The following is a 19386-nucleotide window of genomic DNA, read 5'->3' as shown; positions in this document are numbered from 1 at the left end:
TCGCCACGGGTTCCGGGCCACGGCATCGACCCGGCGACACTCAGACCGGCTCCTCCCGGGAGGCCCCGGCCCCGTGGAGGAACAGGGTCAGGGCCTGCTGCAGGGCCCGCTCGCGCTCGGCCTCCCCGGGCGGGTCCCCGAAGAGCAGACGGTAGTAGAACGGTGCGCGGGTCATGTCGATGAACTGGCAGGCGGCCATGTCACAGTCCATGGCCCGCAGCCGCCCCTTTTCCACCTGGGTGCGCAGATAGTCCGCCAGCAGCCGCTGGCCGCGGCGGGGACCGGCATCGTGGAAGAAGGACTGGATGCGCTCCCGGTCCTCCCCCCGCTCCGAGACCACCAGGCGGAAGATCTCCACGGCATCCCCCTCCACCAGGCGGGACTGGATATGGCGCCCGTAGGCCAGGAGCGAGGCCTCCACGTCATCGGTCCAGACCCCCTCCGCCTCGAAGGGGGCGAAGACCGCCTCCGTGCGCTGGGCGATCATGGCCTCGAACAGACCGAGCTTGCTGCCGAAGAGGCGATAGAGGGTGCTCATGGAGCCCCCGGCCCGGCGCACGATCTCGTTCACGCTGGCCCCGGCATAGCCCTGCTCCATGAAGACCTCCGCCGCCGCATCCAGCAGTCGCTGACGACGCACTTCCCCCCTGCGGGTCCGGCAGGGAGGCGGGTTTTCGAACCATTGCGGCATCAGCGACCTCGGAACCGGAGGGATGGAAAGGGCGGGGTTGAGAATTCGCTTGAAAGTGTAACGTATGTTACGTTACCTTTCATCGTCTATGCTCCCGGCAGTGCCCCATGATCCCCGGCTGCCGGATATTCCGGAACCCGTAATGGTCCAAGATGCTCCCCCGGCGCCCGAAAATCCGACGCCGGGACATCCAGACCCCAGTCCCCGGCCATGCCGGACAGCGATCGGTGAATCCCATGTCGATGCCCCTGCGCTCCCTACTCCATCCCCTGCGCCTCGGCCTGGTGGCCCTGCTGGCCCTGCCGGCCGTCTCGCCCGCAGCCCCCAATGGCCCACCGCCACCCCCGGTGCCGGTGATCACCGTGGAGCCGGCACCGGCCGTGGTGTACAAGACCTATACAGGCCGCACCGAGGCCCATCGCCATGTGGAGGTGCGGGCCCAGGTGAGCGGCATCCTCGAGGAGCGGCTCTACGTGGAGGGGGAACGCGTGGAGGCCGGCGACCCGTTGTTCCGCATCGATCCCCGGGCCTACCGGGCGGCGGTGCATCAGGCGGAGGCGGACCTGATCGCCGCCCGCACCACCCTGTCGGCGGCGCGGCGGGACTGGGAGCGTATCGGCTCCCTGTATGAACGGGATGTGGCCAGCGAGAAGGCCCGGGACGATGCCCGCTCGGCCCTGGAACAGGCCCAGGCCGGGGTGGAGGTGGCCCAGGCCAAGCTGGAGGCGGCGCGTATCGACCTGGACTACACCTCCGTTTCCGCCCCCATCGCGGGGTTCGCCGGCCTGCGGGCCGTATCGGTGGGGAATCTTGTGGATGTCGGCGACCGCCTGGTGACCATTCAGGAGGTGAATCCCATCCAGGTGATCCTGCCCATGCCCGTGAACGATCCCTTCGCCGATTCCCCGGCCCTGAATCCCTCCCCCGACCGCCCCACGCCGGCCGAGATCGCCGGGATCCGTGGTCCCGGCGGAGAGCCCCTGCAGGGTGAACTGAACTACCGTGCCGCCGACATCGACCGACGCACCAATACCATCCGCCTGCGCGGTGTGTTCGACAATCCCGGCAATGTCCTGCGCCCCAACGAATATGTGCGCGTGCGCCTGAAGGTGGCCGAACCCCGGGATGCCCTGGTGATCCCGCAGACGGCCATCACCAGTGGTCCCGAGCCTGAATCCACGGCGGTCTTCGTCGTGGACGGCGAGGACCGTGCCCACCTCAGGGTGGTGCAACTGGGTGCGGAGACCACCGATGGGGTCATCGTGCGCTCCGGGCTCGAGGCGGGGGAGCAGGTGGTGACCGACGGCCTGATCAACGTCCGTCCCGACGCCCCGGTGAGACCCCAACCTGAGCAAGGACAGGACGGACAGGGGGCGTGATCCACCGCCCCCCGCGACGGAACCCCTAGAGACCTGCCCGCCCTCCCCCTCCAGGGGAGGGCCTGGAGCCTGCGATGTTTTCCAGATTCTTCATCGATCGACCCATCTTCTCCACGGTGCTGGCGATCGTCATCCTGATTGCCGGCGGCACGGCCTTCACGGCCCTGCCGGTGGAACAATACCCGCAGATCGTACCGCCGGAGGTGGAGGTGCAGGCCACCTACCCCGGGGCCGATGCCAAGACCATCGCCGAATCGGTGGCCGCCCCCCTGGAGCAGGCCATCAACGGTGTGGACAACATGCTCTACATGAAGTCGGGCAGTTCCGACGCGGGCAGCATGAACCTGACGGTGACCTTCGCCAACGGCACCGATCCCGACCAGGCCACCATCGACGTCAACAACCGTGTGCAGCAATCCATCGCCCAGCTGCCCCAGGCGGTGCGGGACCAGGGCGTGGTGGTGAACAAGAAGAGCAGCTCCCTGCTCATGGTGGTCACCCTGCTCTCGGAAAACGAGCAGTTCGACACCAAGTTCCTCAGCAACTACGGCCTGATCAACATCATCGATGCCCTCAAGCGGGTGGACGGCGTGGGGGATGCCACCCTGTTCGGGGCCCAGGATTATTCCATCCGGGTATGGTTCGATCCGGCGCGGCTGGCCCATTTCGACCTCACCCCGGAAGAGGTGGCCCAGGCCATCCGCGAACAGAACGCCCAGTTCGCCGCCGGCAAGTTCAACGCCGACCCCAATGCCCCCGGAGAGCCCTTCACCTATACCATCTCCCCCGAGGGCCGTTTCAGCGAGGTGGAGGAGTTCCAGAACATCATCCTCGGTTCCTCGGAGGACGGCGGCACCCTGCGTCTGAAGGACGTGGCCGAGGTGGAACTGGGCAGCAAGCGCTATGGCTTCAACGCCACCTACAACGGCATGCCCACGGTGCCCATCGGCCTCTACCTGGCCCCGGGCGCCAACGCCCTGGAGACGGTGGATCAGGTGCGCGAGCGCATGGCGGAACTGGCACGGCAGTTCCCGGGGGACATGGACTACCGCATCCCCCTGGACACCACCGATTTTGTGCGCATTTCCATCAAGGAGGTGCTCAAGACCTTCGTCGAGGCGCTGATCCTGGTGGTACTGGTGATCTTCGTCTTCCTGCAGAAACCCCGGGCCACCCTGGCGCCCCTGGTGGCCATCCCCGTGGCCCTCATCGGTGCCCTGGCGGGACTGTTCCTCACCGGGATGTCCATCAACCTGCTCACCCTGTTCGGCCTCGTCCTGGCCATCGGCATCGTCGTGGACGATGCCATCATCGTCATCGAGAACGTGGAGCGCATCATGCGTGAGGAGGGCCTGGGGGCCCGGGAGGCCTCCATCAAGGCCATGGAGCAGGTGACCGGCCCCATCGTCGCCACCACCCTGGTGCTGCTGGCGGTGTTCATCCCGGTGGCCTTCGTGCCCGGGCTGGCGGGGGAGATGTACCGCCAGTTCGCCGTGGCCCTGTCGGTGTCCGTGGTGCTGTCGGCGGTGGTGGCCCTCACCCTCACCCCGTCCATGACGGCCCTGCTGCTGGCGGGCCACAGGGAAAAGGAACCGGCCCTGCCCTTCCGGATCTTCAACCGCGGCTTCGATGCCCTGCGCACGGGCTACCTGGGGTCGGTGCGCTTCTTCCTGCGGGCCTGGCCCCTGGGCCTTGGCATCTTCGCCGTGGTGGTCGTCGGCACCGTGCTCTTCTTCCGGGTCACGCCCTCGGGGCTGGTGCCGGACGAGGACCCGGGGTACTTCATCTCCGTGATCGACATGGCCCCCAGCACCAGCCTGGAGCGTACCTCGCAGGTGCGGGATGAATACTCCAGCCTGGTGCGACAGAACCCGGACGTGGAAATGCAGGTGGCCTTCGCCGGCTTTGACCTGCTGGCGGGCACCCAGCGTTCCTACAAGGGGGTGGCCTTCACCCGGCTTCGGGACTGGTCCGAACGTCCCGACGCGGACCAGAGCGTGCAGGCCATCGTGAATCAGTCCATGGGCCTGGGCGGGCGCATCGAGGAGGGGCGGATCTTCGCCTTCGTGCCGCCCCCCATCCGGGGTCTGTCCACCACCGGCGGCTTCGAGGCCTACCTGCAGCAACGCGGCTCGGCGGACGTGAACCGGCTGGCCCAGGCGGCCCAGGCCCTGGTGGAGGCCGCCAACCAGCGCCCGGAACTGGCCGGGGTACGCTCCACCTTCGTGGCCAACACCCCCAAATACCACATGCGGGTGGACCGGGAGCAGGCCTATGCCCTGAATGTGCCGGTGGCGGCCATCTACCGCACCATGCAGGCCACCTTCGGCACCCTTTATATCAACGACTTCAGCCTCTTCGGCCGTAACTTCCAGGTGAACATGGCGGCCCATGCCCCCTACCGCGCCGGCCCCGAGGACCTGCAGGATGTGTTCGTGCGCAGCAACGACGGCGATCTGGTGCCCATCAGTTCCGTGGTCAGCCTCACCCGGGCCCCGGGGGCGGATGTCATCGACCGCTTCAACATCTTCCCGTCGGCCAAGATCATGGGCAATCCCGCCCCCGGCTACTCCTCCGGCCAGGCCCTGACGGCCCTGCAGGAGGTGGCCGAACAGACCCTGGGTGGGGAAGACTACAGCCTGGGCTGGGTGGGATCCGCCTTCCAGGAGCTTTCCACGGGCCAGGCCGGCAGCATCGCCTTCCTGCTGGGGGTGGTGATGGTCTTCCTCATCCTGGCGGCACAGTACGAACGCTGGTCCCTGCCCCTGGCGGTGATCACCGCCATCCCCTTCGCCGTGCTCGGGGCCCTGGTGGCCATCTGGCTGCGGGGGATGAACATCGACATCTACTTCCAGGTGGGGCTGCTGGTGCTCATCGCCATGTCGGCCAAGAACGCCATCCTCATGGTGGAATTCGCCGCCAAGATGCACCAGCAGGACGGCCTGCCCATCAAGGAGGCCGCCCTGCGGGCCGCCCGCATCCGCTTCCGCCCGGTGATCATGACCTCCATGGCCTTCATCCTCGGGGTGCTGCCCCTGGCCCTGGCCACCGGTGCCGGCGAGGGGGCGCGCAATGCCCTGGGCACCCCCATCGTGGGCGGGATGATCGTGGCCACCTACGTGGCCATCCTGTTCATCCCCATGTTCTACGAACTGGTGGAGACCGGTACCGAGCGGCTGCGGCGCCTGGGCAAGAAGGGCTGAGGCCCCGGTCCCGCCGTGCCCCTGTCAGCGGACGCGGCAGGATCCGGGGAGGGCCGTTTCCAGCCCCGGGATGCGATCCCCCACCCGGATGCCGTGACGGGCGAACCAGCCGGCGTTCACCTCCAGGGCGTAACGCACCGGCCCGGGCGCCCGGTGCAGCTGCGTGCTGCGGGGCGTCATGGTGGCGATGTGGAGGATGCGCCAATCCCCGGTGATAAAGGCCACGTCCAGGGGGATGAGGGTGTTCTTCATCCACATCCCGTAGCGCCCGGCCCGCGGCCAGACGAAGAGCATGCCCTGCCCCTGGGGCAATTGTTCCCGGAACATGAGGCCGCGGCGGCGGCTGGCCGCGTCCACGGCCATCTCCAGCGTGAGCCTCTGCCCGCCGATACGGACCCGCACCCGGGGCAGCTCAGCCACCGCATCCCCCGGAAGATCCCCGGCCCGGAGCAGCGGCCCCAGCCCAGCCGCCAGGGCCACCCCCGCCAGGAGGCACAAACACCCCCGGCGACGCCCCGCATCAGGCCCCTTGTGACCCATCGATCCCCCTGCCGACACGAGCAAGCCCTCCTTTTTCCTGCAGACATCCTAGCGGATGAGCCCGCCCCTGTGCCGGCGTGGCGACGGGTTCGTCCCGCACCGGGAGGCCGGCGGATCAGGGCTGGGGGAAGGCGGATTTGAGAAATTCGATTCCGCAGAAATATGGTTGGATATACACTGCCAGATCATGCCCCTTTCCAGCGGCACAGGAAGAACCCCATGCACACCCCCCGCCTGACCGTCTGCTTCGATAACTATCCCGGCGAGCCCGGCCTGCGCACCCTGTGGGGCTTTGCCGCCGTGCTGGACCTGCCGGGACAGAAGATCCTGTTCGATACCGGCAGCAACGGCCGCATCCTGCTGGAGAATATGGCCCGTCTCGGGCAACGCCCCGAGGACCTGGACATGCTCTTCCTCTCCCATCCCCATTGGGATCACATCGGCGGGCTGGATTCCGTCCTGGAGCTCAATACCCGCCTGCAGGTGGTGGTCCACGAGGGCTTCTCCAAGCATCTGCTGAGGGATCTGGAGGAGATGTGCGCCCAGTTGACGGTGATCGGCCGTGACATGACCCTACTGGCCCCCGGCGTACGCTCCACCGGCCTGTTCGACAGCAACCCGCCGGAGCATGCCCTGATCCTGGACACGGGGGAGGTGACCGCGCTCATCACCGGCTGCGCCCATCCGGGCATCGACACCCTGGTACAAGCCGCTATGCAGCGCCTGGGGCGGCCCGTGGAATGGGCCATCGGCGGCTTTCACCTCATGTACAGCGATGATGCCAGGATCCAGCAGACCCTGACTGCCCTGCAGGATCTGGGGGTGACGGACGTGGTCCCCACCCACTGCACCGGGGACGCGGCCCGCGCCGCCTTCCAAGAGGCCTATGGCCCGCACTGTCATGACGGCGGCGTGGGGCAGGTGATCGAGATCGCCTGATCGCCCCTCCCCCGCCCGGATCCCACCACCTCACCCATATACCCGGGAAGTCCCGGTTGGAGCCGTGGGGGGGTGTCCATGGGGTCGGATGCGCGGCAGAGCGGATACCAGGAGATCGAATGTGCCCGGGGATCGGGATGTGCCCAGGGGGCTGGGGGGCTGCGCCGGGACGTCGTGAATCCTTCCATGGAAACTTGCGTGCCGCATCCCTGCGGCACAAACCCGGCTCCGCCCCCCAGCCCCCGGGGCACCCACCGTAGCTACCCCCCCGAAGAACTCATCTCCCCGAAGCGGGCCTCCAGGCGGGACGAGGCCTTGGCCACCACCGCCCCGGTCTCCACCCCCAGATCGTCGGCGATCACCCCGCACTTGGCCTGGAGCAGGAAGAACACCGGGGCGTCCACATCGCTCAGGGTCTCATAGTTGGCCTGCCCCTTGGCGATGATCAGGCCCGCGTCTTCGAAGCGCTCCCGGAAGGCCCGCGAACACAGATCCAGCGGGGCCCCCATGGCGTCGCAACCGGTGTCCACGATCTCCGCCACCTCATGGATCCCCGCCTCCCGGGCCTCCTCCAGGGTGGCATCGTTGAGCACGGGGCTGGCCTTGACGACATAGGTCACCGGACGTCCCAGGGCCTGGATCAGCATCCGGTCGAACACCGTCTCCCCAGCGTTATCCGCCAGGTAGAGCACCCGGTCCACCCGCTCCAGGGCCCGGCGCAGCACCGCCATGCCGTCGATGCCAAAGGGCACCTGCAGCACCCGGTCCAGGGTGGCCTCCAGGTCGAAGGTCTCGGCGGCGCCGTAGTCGATGATATTGCCGGTGATGGCGATGCGCGCCGCCGTCTCCAGGGGATCTGCGGCCTCCCGCATCACCGCCTCCAGGCGCGGCTGCATGGCCAGGGCAGCGGCGGTGGCCTCCCGTTTCGCCTCGAAATAGGGGTCCCGGTGCCCGGTGATCTCCCGCACCCGCCGGTGGATGCGATTCCCCATCTCCGGAGGCGTGGCCCCCCGGGCCAGGGTCTTGAGCTGCTCCAGGGTATCCAGCAGCACCGCCCGCTGCTGTTCGTCCGAGGCCCCGGCGCGGCGCGCGGCGCTCAGGGCCTGACGCAGGAAACAGGGCCAGCAATCCAGGTAGATGCGCATGGTGACTCCGCTCGGGCCGCCGTAGCGGCCATGGGTGGGCCGGCATATCCGGCTGATCAGGTGGGAATTATCCCCCGGGACGGCGGCGGTGGCATTGATCGCGCGCAGCGCCTGCCGCGGCGGCCCGGGCATGGACAAAAAGGCTCGGTTCGCGACCTGGTTTGTCGCATGCCCCCGGCAGAATCCCCCCGACGCATGACCGGAGCGGGAGATCCCCATGCCAAAGGGTCCAGGAAAGACGAGGAGAAGCGCCGAGGACGAGATGCTGCTGCGCACGCAGCGGGGCGTCTGGGAGGGCGATCGCGACCTCTGGAAGCGGGAGCATCCTCTGACGGCGGACCTGGCCACACACCTGATGCTGCAGCCCGTGATCGACGACCGCCTGCCCACGGCCCTGTGCGACGGGCGCCACATCTTCTTCAACGTCCGCACCAGCGCCCGCCTCGACGGGATCCGGCGCCACCACCTGCAGGCGCATCTGGTCTGGCATTGCGCCCTGGGCCACCTGCGTCCCTCCCCCCTTCCGGACCTGCGCCGCTGGCATCTGGCCTGCGACCAGGAGGTGAACGCCCTCCTCCTCCTCCTGGGGTTCCGGCTCCCGGACGACGCGGTGCTTTTCCCCGCCTGCATCGGCCGTTCCCTGGAGCAGATCTATGCCTGGCTCGACGGTCACCCGGATCCGAACCTGGAGTCATACCCCGATCTCGCCGGGACAGCGCTGGCGGATCCCGTGCCGGACGGGTCACGGGATCCACGGCTGGATCCGCGTGCGCCGGATCCCGGACTGCTCCTGGCATGGGAGCAGCGCCTGAAGCACTGCCTGCGGCGGCACGCCGGCAGCCCGCAATTGGCGGGGCCGGTTGCGGCCCTGCTGGCCTCCCGTTCATGATGCAGGGGCGTCTGGCATGTCCTTTTCAAGACCCGCCGAGACCGACAGGGACCGTCCATGACCGAACTGCGTGAAACCCTGTTCCGTCATCTCACCCTGCTGCAGCTGATCCCGCGGCATCCGGGGCGGATCTCCACCCCGGTCCTGCTGGAGAAGCTGCGGGAACGGGGATTCCAGGTGGACATGCGCACCCTGCAGCGGGACCTGCGGGACAAGCTGGCCCTGCACTTCCCCCTGGCCTGCGATGACAGCCGCCGCCCCTACCGCTGGTACTTCGACCGGGAATTCCACCGCAACCTGCCGGCCATGGACCCGTCCAGCGCCCTGGCCCTGGTGCTGGCCCAGGACCACCTGCGGGGGCTGCTGCCCCCCGTGGTGATGGCGCAGCTGACCCCCCACTTCGACGGGGCCCGCCGCCTGCTGGATGAGATGAAGGAGAACCGCTTCCACCACTGGGCCCGCCGTGTGCGCGCCCTGCCCGACGGCAAGACCCTCATCCCCGCGGCCGTGCCCGAGGGCATCTGGCAGACGGTGGCCCTGGGGCTGCTGGAGGCGCGGGCCCTGGATGTGATCTATCTCTCCCGCAGCCGGCAGATGGAACGCCCCCTGGTGCTGCATCCCCAGGGGCTGGTGGACCGCCAGCGGGTCACCTACCTCATCGCCACCGCCAACGATCATGACGATGTCCGCCATTTCGCCCTGCACCGCATCCGCAGCGCCCGGATCAGCGACACCCCCTGGCGGGAGGTGCCCGACTTCGACCTGGACGCCTACATCGCCGGTGGCGCCTTCGGCTACCCCCAGGGCCCCGACCAGGTGCGGCTGGTGGCGGAGGTGACGGATCAGACGGCCTGGCTGCTGTCGGAGACGCCACTGTCGCAGCGGCAGCGGCTCGAGCCCCTGCCGGACGGGGCCTGGCACCGGCTGGAGGCCTGGGTGCCGGATGACCGGCAGACCCTGTGGTGGCTCATGGGGATGGGCTCGCGGATCCACGTGCTGGAACCGGCCTCCTGGCGCGAGACCATCCTCGGACACGCCCGGGCGCTGCTGTCTCGCTGGGAGGGCTGAGCCCTCAGCCCGGGTGGAACAGGAACAGCAGCACCCCCCCGAGCAACAGGCGGTAGAGCACGAAGGGGAACAGCCCCAGTCGGTCCAGCAGCTTCAGGAACACGTGAATGCAGGCATAGGCGCTGAGGGCGGACAGGACCCCCCCCGCCAGCAGGATCACCGGGATGGACAGCAGGAAGGAGAAACGGGCGGCCGCGGCCCGGGACAGCCCCAGCAGCAGGCCCGCGGTCATGGTGATGCCGGAGCGGGAGGTCCCCGGGATCAGGGCCAGGGCCTGGGCGCAGCCGATGAGCAGGATATCCAGCCGCGTCAGGCTGTGCTCATCCCGGGGCCGCGGTACCCGCCGCGCCACCCCGTCGGACAGCCACAGCAGCAGACCGAAGCCGATGGTGGTCCAGGCGATCACCAGCGGCGAGCGCAGCGCCTGCGCGATGACATCATTGAACAGCAGCCCGCACAGCCCCACCGGCACGGTACCCAGGAGCACGGCCCAGGCCAGGCGGCTGTCCCCCACCCGCCGGCGCAGCCACAAGGACCTCCCCCAGTCCCGGCCCATGGCCAGCACATCCCGCCGGAAATAGCCCACCACGGCCAGCAGGGTGCCCAGGTGCACCGCCACATCGAAGGCCAGCCCCTGGTCCTCCCAGCCCGCCAGCCGCGGGAAGAGGATCAGATGGGCCGAACTGGAGATGGGCAGGAACTCGGTGATCCCCTGGACGATGGCAAGGACAATGATGTGCAGGGGATCCATGGAAGAGTCCCGTGAATGAGAGAGGGCCGAAGGGGGACTGCGAAGGTCCCGGGCAGTATGAACTACTCCCGCCAAGCCTTTCAGGCTATGGCGTGAGTTTCGCGCTTCTCGGGGCGTGCCGGATCATCCGGGGATGATTCGGTCTTACCGCCCTCCACGCATCGGCCACGTTCCCGACCGGATAACTGCTGCTCGGCCCAGCGCATCAAGACCCGGGCGGCGTTTTCGTCCCGCGAGCAGGACGCGCCACAAGGGCACTCATGACGCCGCTGACTGAGCGGCTTCTTCTCCTGGCGCCCGCAGGCGTGACAGGTTTGCGAGGGCTTGAGCTGCCGCGTCGGGGCCTCCATCGCCCAGGTGCCAGCCTCCTCCGCTTTGTACCCGAGCCATTGATGGAAGGCCCCTCCAGCGGCATCGAGGATGCTGCGGTTCAAGCCCTTTTTGTACTGACCGCCCGAGGCGGTCATGTTGCGGATGTTCAGTGCCTCCAGGCCCAGGACACCGAACTGCCCGATAAGCCGCGCCGTCGTCTGATGCAGGAAATCGTGGCGCTGGTTCGCCACCTTGCGGTGAAGACGGCGCAGGCGCTCGTATTCCCTCTGGAGCCGATTGGAGACAGGAAAGCGCCGCGTCCTGCCCGAGGCCTTCCTGGCCATCTCCTCCTTGCGGGAGATATTGCGCTGGACCCGGCGAATTTCGTTCAGACTGCCGGCCAGGTGGCGCGGGTTATCGATGGTTTCGGTCCCCGCCGGGGTGGCCACGGTGGCGAAGGTCTCCAGCCCCCAGTCCAGACCGCCAAGTGCGTCTCCGCGCTGACGCGACGGTTCGCAGTTCAGCGTCACCGACGCGTACCAGCGGCCGTTGCGACACAATACCTCGCAGGTCTTCGGCGTGCCGGTGGTTCGAGGTTTACCCCGGATCGCGATCTTGCCGACACCACTGAGCCGCAGTGTCCCGTGTTTCATCCGTTCATTGGTGATCAGGCGCCAACCGTCACCGTGGGTTTTGTAACCCCAGCCCTTGAAGCGATGCAGGGCCTTGAAGCGCGGAAAGCCCGGCGTCTCGCCGTTCTTTACCCGACGGAAAAACTGCTTGAATGCCAGATCCAGGCGCTTGAGCGTGACCTGTTCGGACTGGGAGTTAAGGCCGCGAAGCAGTTTCGACAGACGTCGCCACTCGGTCAACCGCTTGCACTGAGCCGAAAACCCCAGTGACTCCTGCCGTTCGCTCCAGGCCCGCCGCCGCTCAGCCAGTGCTTCGTTCCACAGCAGGCAGTGAACCCAGCGTTGGTGCTCCAGGGCGGAGATCTGGGCAGCCGTGGGGTAAAGCCGGTATGTAACCTTGCGCTGGACCATACGGAAAGTATACCTGACGTAGGCGGTGCGCCGCTCTCGCTCCTGAAGCAATACATCGAACAGCAGGAAGCGCCGTTGACCCGCACCACCGGGGTGCTATATAGCCCAAGAGGCAGCGCGGCCCGTCACCGGGTTCCGGCACGCGGGCCCTCACGGCCGCCGGCGGCGGCCTCCGGCAGAGGAGCAAGCGCCGGCCAGCTCCAGCAACCGCGGCGTCTGCCATTGGATCTCCCGGCGCACCCCCGGGTCCAGGGCATCGGACCAGCGCCCCGGGATGGACCCGGGTCCGTGCAGGGCCCCGGCGATCATGCCGGCGATGGCCCCCGTGGTGTCGGCATCGCCTCCCCGGTTGACCACGTCCACCAGACACTCCTCGAAGCCATCGCTGTCGAACACCGCCTGGAACACCGCCCGCAGGGTGTGCACGATAAAGGGACTGGGATTCTCCTCGCGGCGGGTGCGGAAGCGGAATTCCGGATGCGCCCGCACCAGGTCCGCCACCGGGCCGTGGATGAGTTCGCGGCGCCCGGCCCCGGCAAGGGCCTGCTGCACCATGCGGGCAACGCAAAGGGTACCGGCATCGGACAACGGGTGATGATGGGTGACGCGGGCCTGACGGCGGCAGGCGGCGGCCACCGCCTGCGGCGGCTGCCCCAGGGTGGCCAGGGCCGCGGGCAGGACCCGCATGCAGGCCCCGTTGCCGGCATCCTGTTCATTGAAGGGGGTCTCGGTCTCGCCGCTGCGCCGGTAGCGCAGGATGCCCCGGCGCACGGTGTGGCCGATGTCCGGCGGCCGCGTGCGCATCCATGCGCTGAAGGCCTCGGCGACGGCCCGGGCCTCCACGGCCCCCGCCTGCAGGATGGCCCGGCCCAGGGCCAGGCTCATGGCGGTATCGTCGGTGACGGCCCCGGGGCGCAGGTGCAGCCAGCCGCCGCCGATGATGCGGTCGTGCACCCCGTGGCGGACGCGGATCTCGGCGGGGGTCATGAACTCCACCGTGGCCCCCAGGGCATCCCCCACCGCCAGCCCCAGATAGGCCCCCAGGGCCCGCTCCCGGGGATGCCGCCGCTCCAGGCTCACGGCCCCCCCGCAGGGCCGGCGGCGGGGCTCAGGTCTCGGGCCCGAAGCAATCGGCGTAGTCCGGACACACCTGACAGGAGGGGGCGCGGCAGATGCGCAGCCCCTCCGCCAGGCACAGCTGCCGGTAGAGGAACTTCTTCCATTTCATATCCCCTTCATTGCGCTCGGCCAGCCCGGGGAAATGGGTCTCCATGAGCCGGGTGAGCATCTCCCGGTGGGCCAGTCCCAGATCCTGCCACAGATGATTCCCCCCCAGGCAGGCCCTGGCCACGATGGCGGCGATCCAGGATTCACAAAGATCCCGTCCGGCGCGATGGGCCCACATCAGTTCATACAGATCCCGGCGCTCCTGCGGCCGGTCCGGAGGTACCGACGGGCTTCCCGGCGTTACGCCGATCCCCGGGAAGTAATGCTCCATAAGGCGCCGGTACTGCACCGCCCCCAGCTCCAGATCCGGGGGCAGAACGCCGAGCCCCATGGCCTGGGCGGCGACGATGCGGGCCAGAAGGGCCCCGCCCGGCCGCTCCCCGGCGGCCCGGCAGAGCCGAACCTCCAGGCTCGACAGGGCATCCAGGGGCGCCCTGGCCGGGGATGGATTCCCCTCCTGCATCCACATCCCCCTAGGAGACCGCCGCCAGCAGACCTTCCGGCGACGACACGGCATCCAGGCACCCCGCCTCCGCCATGGCCTCATAGACCGCCAGGACCCCCTCCTCGATGGGGGCCATGGCATGCTCCACATGGGGCAGGATGCCGGCGGCCTCCAGGGCCCGCCAGGGGCCGATCCCCACACGGGCACAGAGCAGGGCCTCGCAATCCTCCAGGGCCCGCAGGGTGCTCTGCAGCACGGACTCGCCGTCGCCACAGTCCTGGGGTCCGCTGCAGTACAGGTCGGCGCGACGGTGACCCTCGAAACGCACCCCCTCCGGGGAGGCGCGGTAGATCAAAAACTCCCGTGCATGGCCGAAGTGCTCGTTGATCAGCCCCCCGCCGCGGGTGGCCACGGCCATGAGCACCGGTCGCCGCGACCCCTCCACCGCCGGGGACGGAGACGGCCGGGCCGCCATGGACTGGAGGATGGCCGCGTGCGCCGCCTGCCGCCGCCGGCCGGCCTCCCCGGCCCGCTCCCGCACCGCCGCCGGGGGGGATTCCCGCTGGAATCGGGGGCCCAGGTCCTCCCCCAGCCGGCCCACGGCATCGGCGCGGCACTGGCGGCAGTGGCGCATCATGCGCACCTCCCCGCCACAGGCCTCCCGCACCGCGGCCAGCTCCGCCGGGGTGGGCTCCCGCTGCCCGTCCAGGCCGAACCGGGTACCGTGCTCCGCCCGGGCGATGAGTGGCATGATGTTGTGCAGGAACACCCCCTGCCCCCGCAGCACCCGGGCCACCTCCCGCAGATGGCGGTCGTTGATCCCCGGGATGAGCACCGAGTTCACCTTCACCAGCGCCCCCCGCTCCACCAGGCGGCGGATGCCCTCCTGCTGCTGGCGGATGAGCCGCTCCGCCGCCGCCTCCCCATGGAGGCGGCGCCCCTGCCAGCGCACCCAGGGATGGATGCGGGCCCCCACCCCCGGGTCCACGGCATTGACCGTGACCGTGACATGCTCCACCCCCAGATCCGCCAGGGCCTGGGCATGTTCCGGCAGGGCCAGACCGTTGGTGGACAGGCAGAGCTTCAGATCCGGGGCGTGGCGGCGGATGCCCTCCAGGGTCTGAAAGGTGCGTTCGGGATGGGCCAGGGCGTCGCCGGGACCGGCGATGCCCACCACCGACAGCTCCGGCACCTGTTCCGCCACCCACAGGACCTGGTCGATGGCCTCATCCGGCGTGAGCCGCCGGGAGACCACCCCGGGACGGGACTCGTTGGCGCAGTCGTACTTGCGGTTGCAGTAGTGGCATTGGATGTTGCAGGCGGGGGCCACCGCCACGTGCATGCGGGCGAAGTGGTGATGGGCCTGCTCGGAATAGCAGGGATGATCCTGTACCCGCCGCTGCACCGCCTCGGGCAGGAGGTCCGCACCCCCACCGGGGCCGGAGGGGGCCCCGTCCAGGGGGATGACGGGGATATTGCCAAGTCTCTTGCGCTGTGGGGCCATCGTGTTCCTCCCGTTGGGGCGCCCGCAGGTGCGGGGCGGCCATGGATCGCTGGGAAGGGATTTTGCAATCCTCATGCCAGCGCACGTGGACCTGCATCCTGTTGTTTCTGAAGGATTATCCCCCTCCCCCTCCGTGTGGGGGATGCGACACCCCCGTGACCCGCCCTGTGGCGAAGGGGACAGAGCCGCCTCAGAACTGGCGCACGTGGATCTTCAGGGTCTGGATACGGTAGGCGATCTGCCGCGGCGTCATGCCCAGCAGGCGGGCGGCCTTGGCCTGCACCCACCCGGCCTGTTCCAGGGCGGCGATCACCCGCTCCCGCTCGTCCAGGGCCGGATCGTCCAGGTCCACCCGCGTCTCCGGCTCCTGTCGCCGCCCCAGGGGCAGGCGCTCCTCCAGCCCGGTGAGATGGATGGCATCCAGGTCGATGCTCCCCGTCTCGCTCATGATGGCGGCCCGCTCCAGGCAGTTCTCCAGCTCGCGCACGTTCCCCGGCCAATCGTGGCGCATGAGGGTGCGGATGGCGCTGTCGGTGATCTCCAGGGGGCGTCCCTGGGCCCGGGCCAGCTTCTCCACCAGGAACCGGGCCAGATCAGGGATGTCCTCGCTGCGGTGGCGCAGGGCCGGGATCTGGATGGGCATGACGTTCAGCCGGTAGTACAGGTCCTCACGAAAGTCCCCCCGCTCCACCGCCTCCTCCAGGTGGCGATGGGTGGCGGCGATGACGCGCACGTCCACGTTCAGGGTGCGGTTGCCCCCCACCCGCTCGAACTCCCCCTCCTGCAGCACCCGCAACAGCTTCACCTGAAAGGCCGGAGAGATCTCGCCGATCTCATCCAGGAACAGGGTGCCGCCGTCGGCCTGCTCGAAACGCCCCTTGCGCTGTGCCACGGCGCCGGTGAAGGCCCCCTTCTCGTGGCCGAAGAGTTCGCTCTCCAGCAGGTTGTCCGGCAGGGCCGCGCAGTTGAGCTTGATGAAGGGGGCCTGGGCCCGGGAGGAGTTGTAGTGGATGGCGTGGGCGATGAGCTCCTTGCCGGTGCCCGTCTCCCCGCGGATGAGCACCGTGGTGTGCCACTTGGCCACCTGGCGCACCTGGTCGAAGACCCGGCGCATGGCCCGGGAGTGTCCGGCCACATTGTCCAGGTGATAGCCACCGCGCACCTCCCGGCGCAGGCGGTCCCGCTCGTCGGTGAGGGCGCGGCGCTCCTGCTCCACCTCCCAGGCCCGGCGCACGCTCTGGGCCAGCAGGTTGGCCACCATCTCCAAAAACCGGGCCCGCTCCCCCAGCAGGGCCTCATCGGCCCGGGCGGGCTGGGCCGCCAGCACCCCCACGGGGTGCTCGTCCCCGGCGCGGATGGGCACGCCGATGAAGGGCAGTTCCGGGGCATAGAGGCCGGTGCGATCCAGAAAGCGGGGTTCGTCGGCGATGCGCCGCACCACCACCGTCTCCGGCTGCGCCAGGATGGCCCCCAGGACCCCCTCGCCGGGCCGGTAGCGCACCTTCTGCAACCGCTCGGGGACCCCGTCGTGGGCGGCCCCCACCATGAGTTCGCCGCTTGCCGGGTCCAGCAGGGAGACCATGCCCCGGTGCATGCCCGAGGCCTCGTGGAGCACCCGCAGGACCCCCTCCAGGATCTCCCGCAGGCCCTGGGAGGCGCTCAGGACCTGACTCACCTGGTAGAGGGTGTCCAGATGGATGCGGCTCAGTTCGGACTGGGGATCGGCCATGTCTTGCATCGCTGGGATGGGTTCACCATGAGTTCCGTGAAAAGGGATTCCGCCGGGCGCGGTGGCGCTCAGCCGGCCTCGGCGGGCTGCACGGGGAACTGCAGACGTACACAGCAGCCCGGGGGCGGGGCGGGGTCGATGGCCACGAGCCCGGCATGCCGGTTCACCACCTCCTGCACCATGGGCAGGCCCATGCCCGCCCCGTCGCCGCTGCGTCCCTTGGTGCTGAAGAAGGGCTCGAAGACCCGCAGGCGCAGGGCCTCGGGGATGCCGGGCCCCGTGTCCCGGATCTCCACCTGCACGGCATCCTCCCGGGCGCGGGTGCGGAGGTGGAGTTCGCGGCGGTCGCCGCCGGATTCCAGGGCATCCAGGGCGTTGTCCAGCAGCTGCTTGAACAGCCCCCGCAGGGACGCCTCATGGCCCAGTACCGGCGGCAGCACCGGGGCCGGGTCCCATTCCACCACCACCCCGGCCGCCAGCAGGCGCTGGGTGAACAGCCCCAGCACCTCCCGCAGCACGGCATTGAGATTCACCGGGGCCGCCGGTCCCTCGCGCCGCTCCGGGATGCAGTTCTCCAGGGTCTGGAGGGCCTGCCGGCCGGATTCCAGGGCATCGTTCAAAACCCGCATCAGGGCCTCGTCCGGACCCTCCCCCCCGCGCCGCTGCAGCAACTGCACGGCGGCCTGGATCAGGTTCACCGGCTCCTGCATGCGGTAGGCGGCCGCCTCCAGGGTCTCGCGCATGCCCTCCACCCGCTCGCTCTCGGCGGTGAGGGCGCGCAGGGCGTTGATCCGCATCTCCTCCTCGCGCCGGCGCAGGGTGGTCACTTCCTTGGCCATCAGCAGGAGATAGGACACCCGGCGGGGGGCGAAGAAGGCGTCCGCCGCCGCGTCCTGCTCGGTGATCCAGGTGCCGGAGCAGGAGAACCAGCGGGCCCCGCGGCCGCCACCGGGGTCGATACGCACCTCCCGATCCGAAAAACCGCCCCCACCGCCCATGACCGCCCCGACCCCTTCGGCTCCGTGGACGCCCTCCAGGAGCATCTGCGCCGGTTCCCGGCCGCGCAGGTCCCCGGCCAGCTTCTTGTATTCCTGGTTGTCCAGCACCACCCCCCCGTTGGCATCCAGCAGGGCGATGGCCACCGGCTCGGCATCCACCACCGATTCGATCAGGGCCTTCTGGTTATGCACCTGCTGTTCCAGGCGGTGCATCCCGGTGATGTCCCGGTGCATGCCCAGGTAATGGCTGAGCCGGCCCGAGGCATCCAGCACCGGGGCGATGCTCAGCTCCGCCAGGTAACGGCTGCCGTCCCGGCGCCGGTTCACCAGGCGTCCGGTCCAGGGCTGCAGCTGGCGCAGACGGCCCCAGAGGGTCTCGTACACCAGGGCCGGGGTATGCCGGTCGGAGAGGATGGATGCGTTGCGGCCGATGACCTCCCCGGCAGGGTAGCCGGTGACCCGGGTGAAGGCCGGGTTGGCGTACAGGATCCGGGCCCGGTCATCGGTGATGGAGATGGCCATGGAGGACTGCTCCACCGCTTCGTAGAACAGTCGTGGCGGCAGGGGGACATCGTCTTCGGCGCCAAAGGGGGGATCGCTGCGGGGCATGGGGGCTTCATCTGAAGGGGCTCCGGAGAAGCTCTTGCAAAAATCGGTCCTTTTTTCCGGGATGCCACCGCCCTGCCGATGGGAACGGGCGATGGGGACGGATGGGGGCGGGTCCGCCCGCCCGTCCGAGGAATGCAAGGGGGCGTTTTTGTGCACTTTCGTACATCCCCACCGCCAGGCCCCCGCCCTGTCGTGATCCATACACCCCCGGAGCGCACCACACCGGTGCATTTTGGCCCGCAGCCCCCGGGGAACGGGATTCCCGGCCATCGGCGCCCGTCTGGCACGCAAGATGCAATTCCCCCAGCAATCCGAGGGAGGTGAAGGCGTGTCCGAATTCCTGTTGCTGTTGCTGGGGGCGGCCCTGGTGAACAACGTGGTGCTGGTGCAGTTCCTGGGGCTGTGCCCCTTCATGGGGGTGTCCAACAAGCTGGACACCGCCCTGAGCATGGGGCTGGCCACCACCTTCGTCCTCACCCTGGCCTCGGCCGCCGGCTGGGTCCTGGAACATGCCGTGCTGGCCCCCCTGGGGCTGGAGTTCCTGCGCATCCTCTCCTTCATCCTGGTGATCGCCGCCGTGGTGCAGTTCACCGAGATGGTCATCCGCCGCCTGAGCACCCCGCTGCACCGGGTCTTGGGGATCTTCCTGCCGCTGATCACCACCAACTGCGCCGTGCTGGGGGTGGCCCTGCTCAGTGTCCAGGAGCACCACGGCTTCCTGCACAGCCTGGGCTTTGGTTTCGGCTCGGCCCTGGGGTTCACCCTGGTGATGGTGGTCTTCGCCGCCCTGCGGGAACGCCTGGCGGTGAGCCAGGTGCCCGCCGCCTTTGCCGGGGCGCCCATCGGTTTCATCGTCGCCGGCCTCCTGTCCCTGGGCTTTCTGGGGTTTGCCGGGCTCGACTTCGCGTAAGGGG

The 19386-nt window shown here is 69.0% G+C and carries 16 protein-coding genes; 6 read left to right on the top strand and 10 right to left on the bottom strand.

Annotated features, from left to right (window positions below; translation table 11 throughout):
• Window positions 1–40: 40 nt before the first annotated feature.
• Window positions 41–640 carry a TetR/AcrR family transcriptional regulator C-terminal domain-containing protein gene (locus CKO33_RS00270; protein ID WP_200178098.1) on the bottom strand — a complete coding sequence of 200 codons (600 nt, stop codon included), beginning with the start codon at window positions 638–640 and terminating at the stop codon, window positions 41–43.
• Between the two features lie 287 nt (window positions 641–927).
• Between CKO33_RS00270 and CKO33_RS00265 the strand changes: the two genes are divergently transcribed.
• Complete coding sequence (locus CKO33_RS00265; RefSeq protein WP_200178096.1) at window positions 928–2070, top strand: efflux RND transporter periplasmic adaptor subunit; 1143 nt, start codon at window positions 928–930, stop codon at window positions 2068–2070.
• A 74-nt stretch (window positions 2071–2144) separates the two neighbouring features.
• On the top strand, window positions 2145–5273 hold the full coding sequence (locus CKO33_RS00260) for an efflux RND transporter permease subunit (protein WP_200178095.1): 3129 nt from the start codon (window positions 2145–2147) through the stop codon (window positions 5271–5273).
• A gap of 24 nt (window positions 5274–5297) precedes the next feature.
• Here the strand turns inward: CKO33_RS00260 and CKO33_RS00255 are convergent, their stop codons facing one another.
• Entirely contained in the window at window positions 5298–5771 is a 474-nt protein-coding gene (locus CKO33_RS00255; RefSeq protein ID WP_242472390.1) for a DUF192 domain-containing protein, read from the bottom strand.
• 261 nt (window positions 5772–6032) lie between these two features.
• Here CKO33_RS00255 and CKO33_RS00250 point away from each other — a divergent pair, with 261 nt between their 5' ends.
• On the top strand, window positions 6033–6752 hold the full coding sequence (locus CKO33_RS00250; RefSeq protein ID WP_200178093.1) for an MBL fold metallo-hydrolase: 720 nt from the start codon (window positions 6033–6035) through the stop codon (window positions 6750–6752).
• 260 nt (window positions 6753–7012) lie between these two features.
• Here CKO33_RS00250 and CKO33_RS00245 read toward each other — a convergent pair whose 3' ends face one another.
• Window positions 7013–7897, bottom strand: a complete 885-nt coding sequence (locus tag CKO33_RS00245; protein ID WP_200178092.1) for a damage-control phosphatase ARMT1 family protein — start codon at window positions 7895–7897, stop codon at window positions 7013–7015.
• 217 nt (window positions 7898–8114) lie between these two features.
• Between CKO33_RS00245 and CKO33_RS00240 the strand changes: the two genes are divergently transcribed.
• Window positions 8115–8786, top strand: a complete 672-nt coding sequence (locus CKO33_RS00240) for a DUF2201 family putative metallopeptidase (protein WP_200178091.1) — start codon at window positions 8115–8117, stop codon at window positions 8784–8786.
• Between the two features lie 57 nt (window positions 8787–8843).
• On the top strand, window positions 8844–9854 hold the full coding sequence (locus tag CKO33_RS00235) for a helix-turn-helix transcriptional regulator (protein ID WP_200178090.1): 1011 nt from the start codon (window positions 8844–8846) through the stop codon (window positions 9852–9854).
• 4 nt (window positions 9855–9858) lie between these two features.
• On the opposite strand, the gene CKO33_RS00230 is transcribed toward CKO33_RS00235, so the two are convergent.
• The 7 genes from CKO33_RS00230 to nifL form a co-directional block, all read right to left on the bottom strand.
• Window positions 9859–10605, bottom strand: a complete 747-nt coding sequence (locus CKO33_RS00230) for an undecaprenyl-diphosphate phosphatase (protein ID WP_200178089.1) — start codon at window positions 10603–10605, stop codon at window positions 9859–9861.
• An 80-nt stretch (window positions 10606–10685) separates the two neighbouring features.
• Window positions 10686–11960, bottom strand: coding sequence for an RNA-guided endonuclease InsQ/TnpB family protein (locus tag CKO33_RS00225; protein WP_200178087.1), 1275 nt, complete (start codon window positions 11958–11960; stop codon window positions 10686–10688).
• Window positions 11961–12110: 150 nt separating this feature from the next.
• Window positions 12111–13040 carry an ADP-ribosyl-[dinitrogen reductase] hydrolase gene (gene draG / locus CKO33_RS00220; RefSeq protein WP_200178086.1) on the bottom strand — a complete coding sequence of 310 codons (930 nt, stop codon included), beginning with the start codon at window positions 13038–13040 and terminating at the stop codon, window positions 12111–12113.
• 28 nt (window positions 13041–13068) lie between these two features.
• Complete coding sequence (locus CKO33_RS00215; RefSeq protein ID WP_200178085.1) at window positions 13069–13650, bottom strand: nitrogen fixation protein NifQ; 582 nt, start codon at window positions 13648–13650, stop codon at window positions 13069–13071.
• Window positions 13651–13660: 10 nt separating this feature from the next.
• The gene (nifB, locus tag CKO33_RS00210; RefSeq protein WP_200178084.1) at window positions 13661–15136 is read right to left on the bottom strand and encodes a nitrogenase cofactor biosynthesis protein NifB; all 1476 of its coding nucleotides are present in this window, start codon (window positions 15134–15136) and stop codon (window positions 13661–13663) included.
• Window positions 15137–15326: 190 nt separating this feature from the next.
• Complete coding sequence (gene nifA / locus CKO33_RS00205; RefSeq protein ID WP_242472389.1) at window positions 15327–16865, bottom strand: nif-specific transcriptional activator NifA; 1539 nt, start codon at window positions 16863–16865, stop codon at window positions 15327–15329.
• Window positions 16866–16933: 68 nt separating this feature from the next.
• Window positions 16934–18472 (bottom strand): nitrogen fixation negative regulator NifL, encoded by a 1539-nt coding sequence (nifL, locus tag CKO33_RS00200; RefSeq protein ID WP_200178082.1) that lies wholly within the window; start codon window positions 18470–18472, stop codon window positions 16934–16936.
• 328 nt (window positions 18473–18800) lie between these two features.
• Between nifL and rsxA the strand changes: the two genes are divergently transcribed.
• Entirely contained in the window at window positions 18801–19382 is a 582-nt protein-coding gene (gene rsxA / locus CKO33_RS00195) for an electron transport complex subunit RsxA (protein ID WP_200178081.1), read from the top strand.
• Window positions 19383–19386: the final 4 nt, after the last annotated feature.

Source organism: Ectothiorhodospira mobilis, assembly GCF_016584115.1.
In the GTDB taxonomy this organism is placed as follows: Bacteria; Pseudomonadota; Gammaproteobacteria; order Ectothiorhodospirales; family Ectothiorhodospiraceae; genus Ectothiorhodospira; species Ectothiorhodospira mobilis.
Note: the sequence above shows the minus strand (reverse complement) of the source record. Positions and strands in the feature narration are given on the sequence as shown.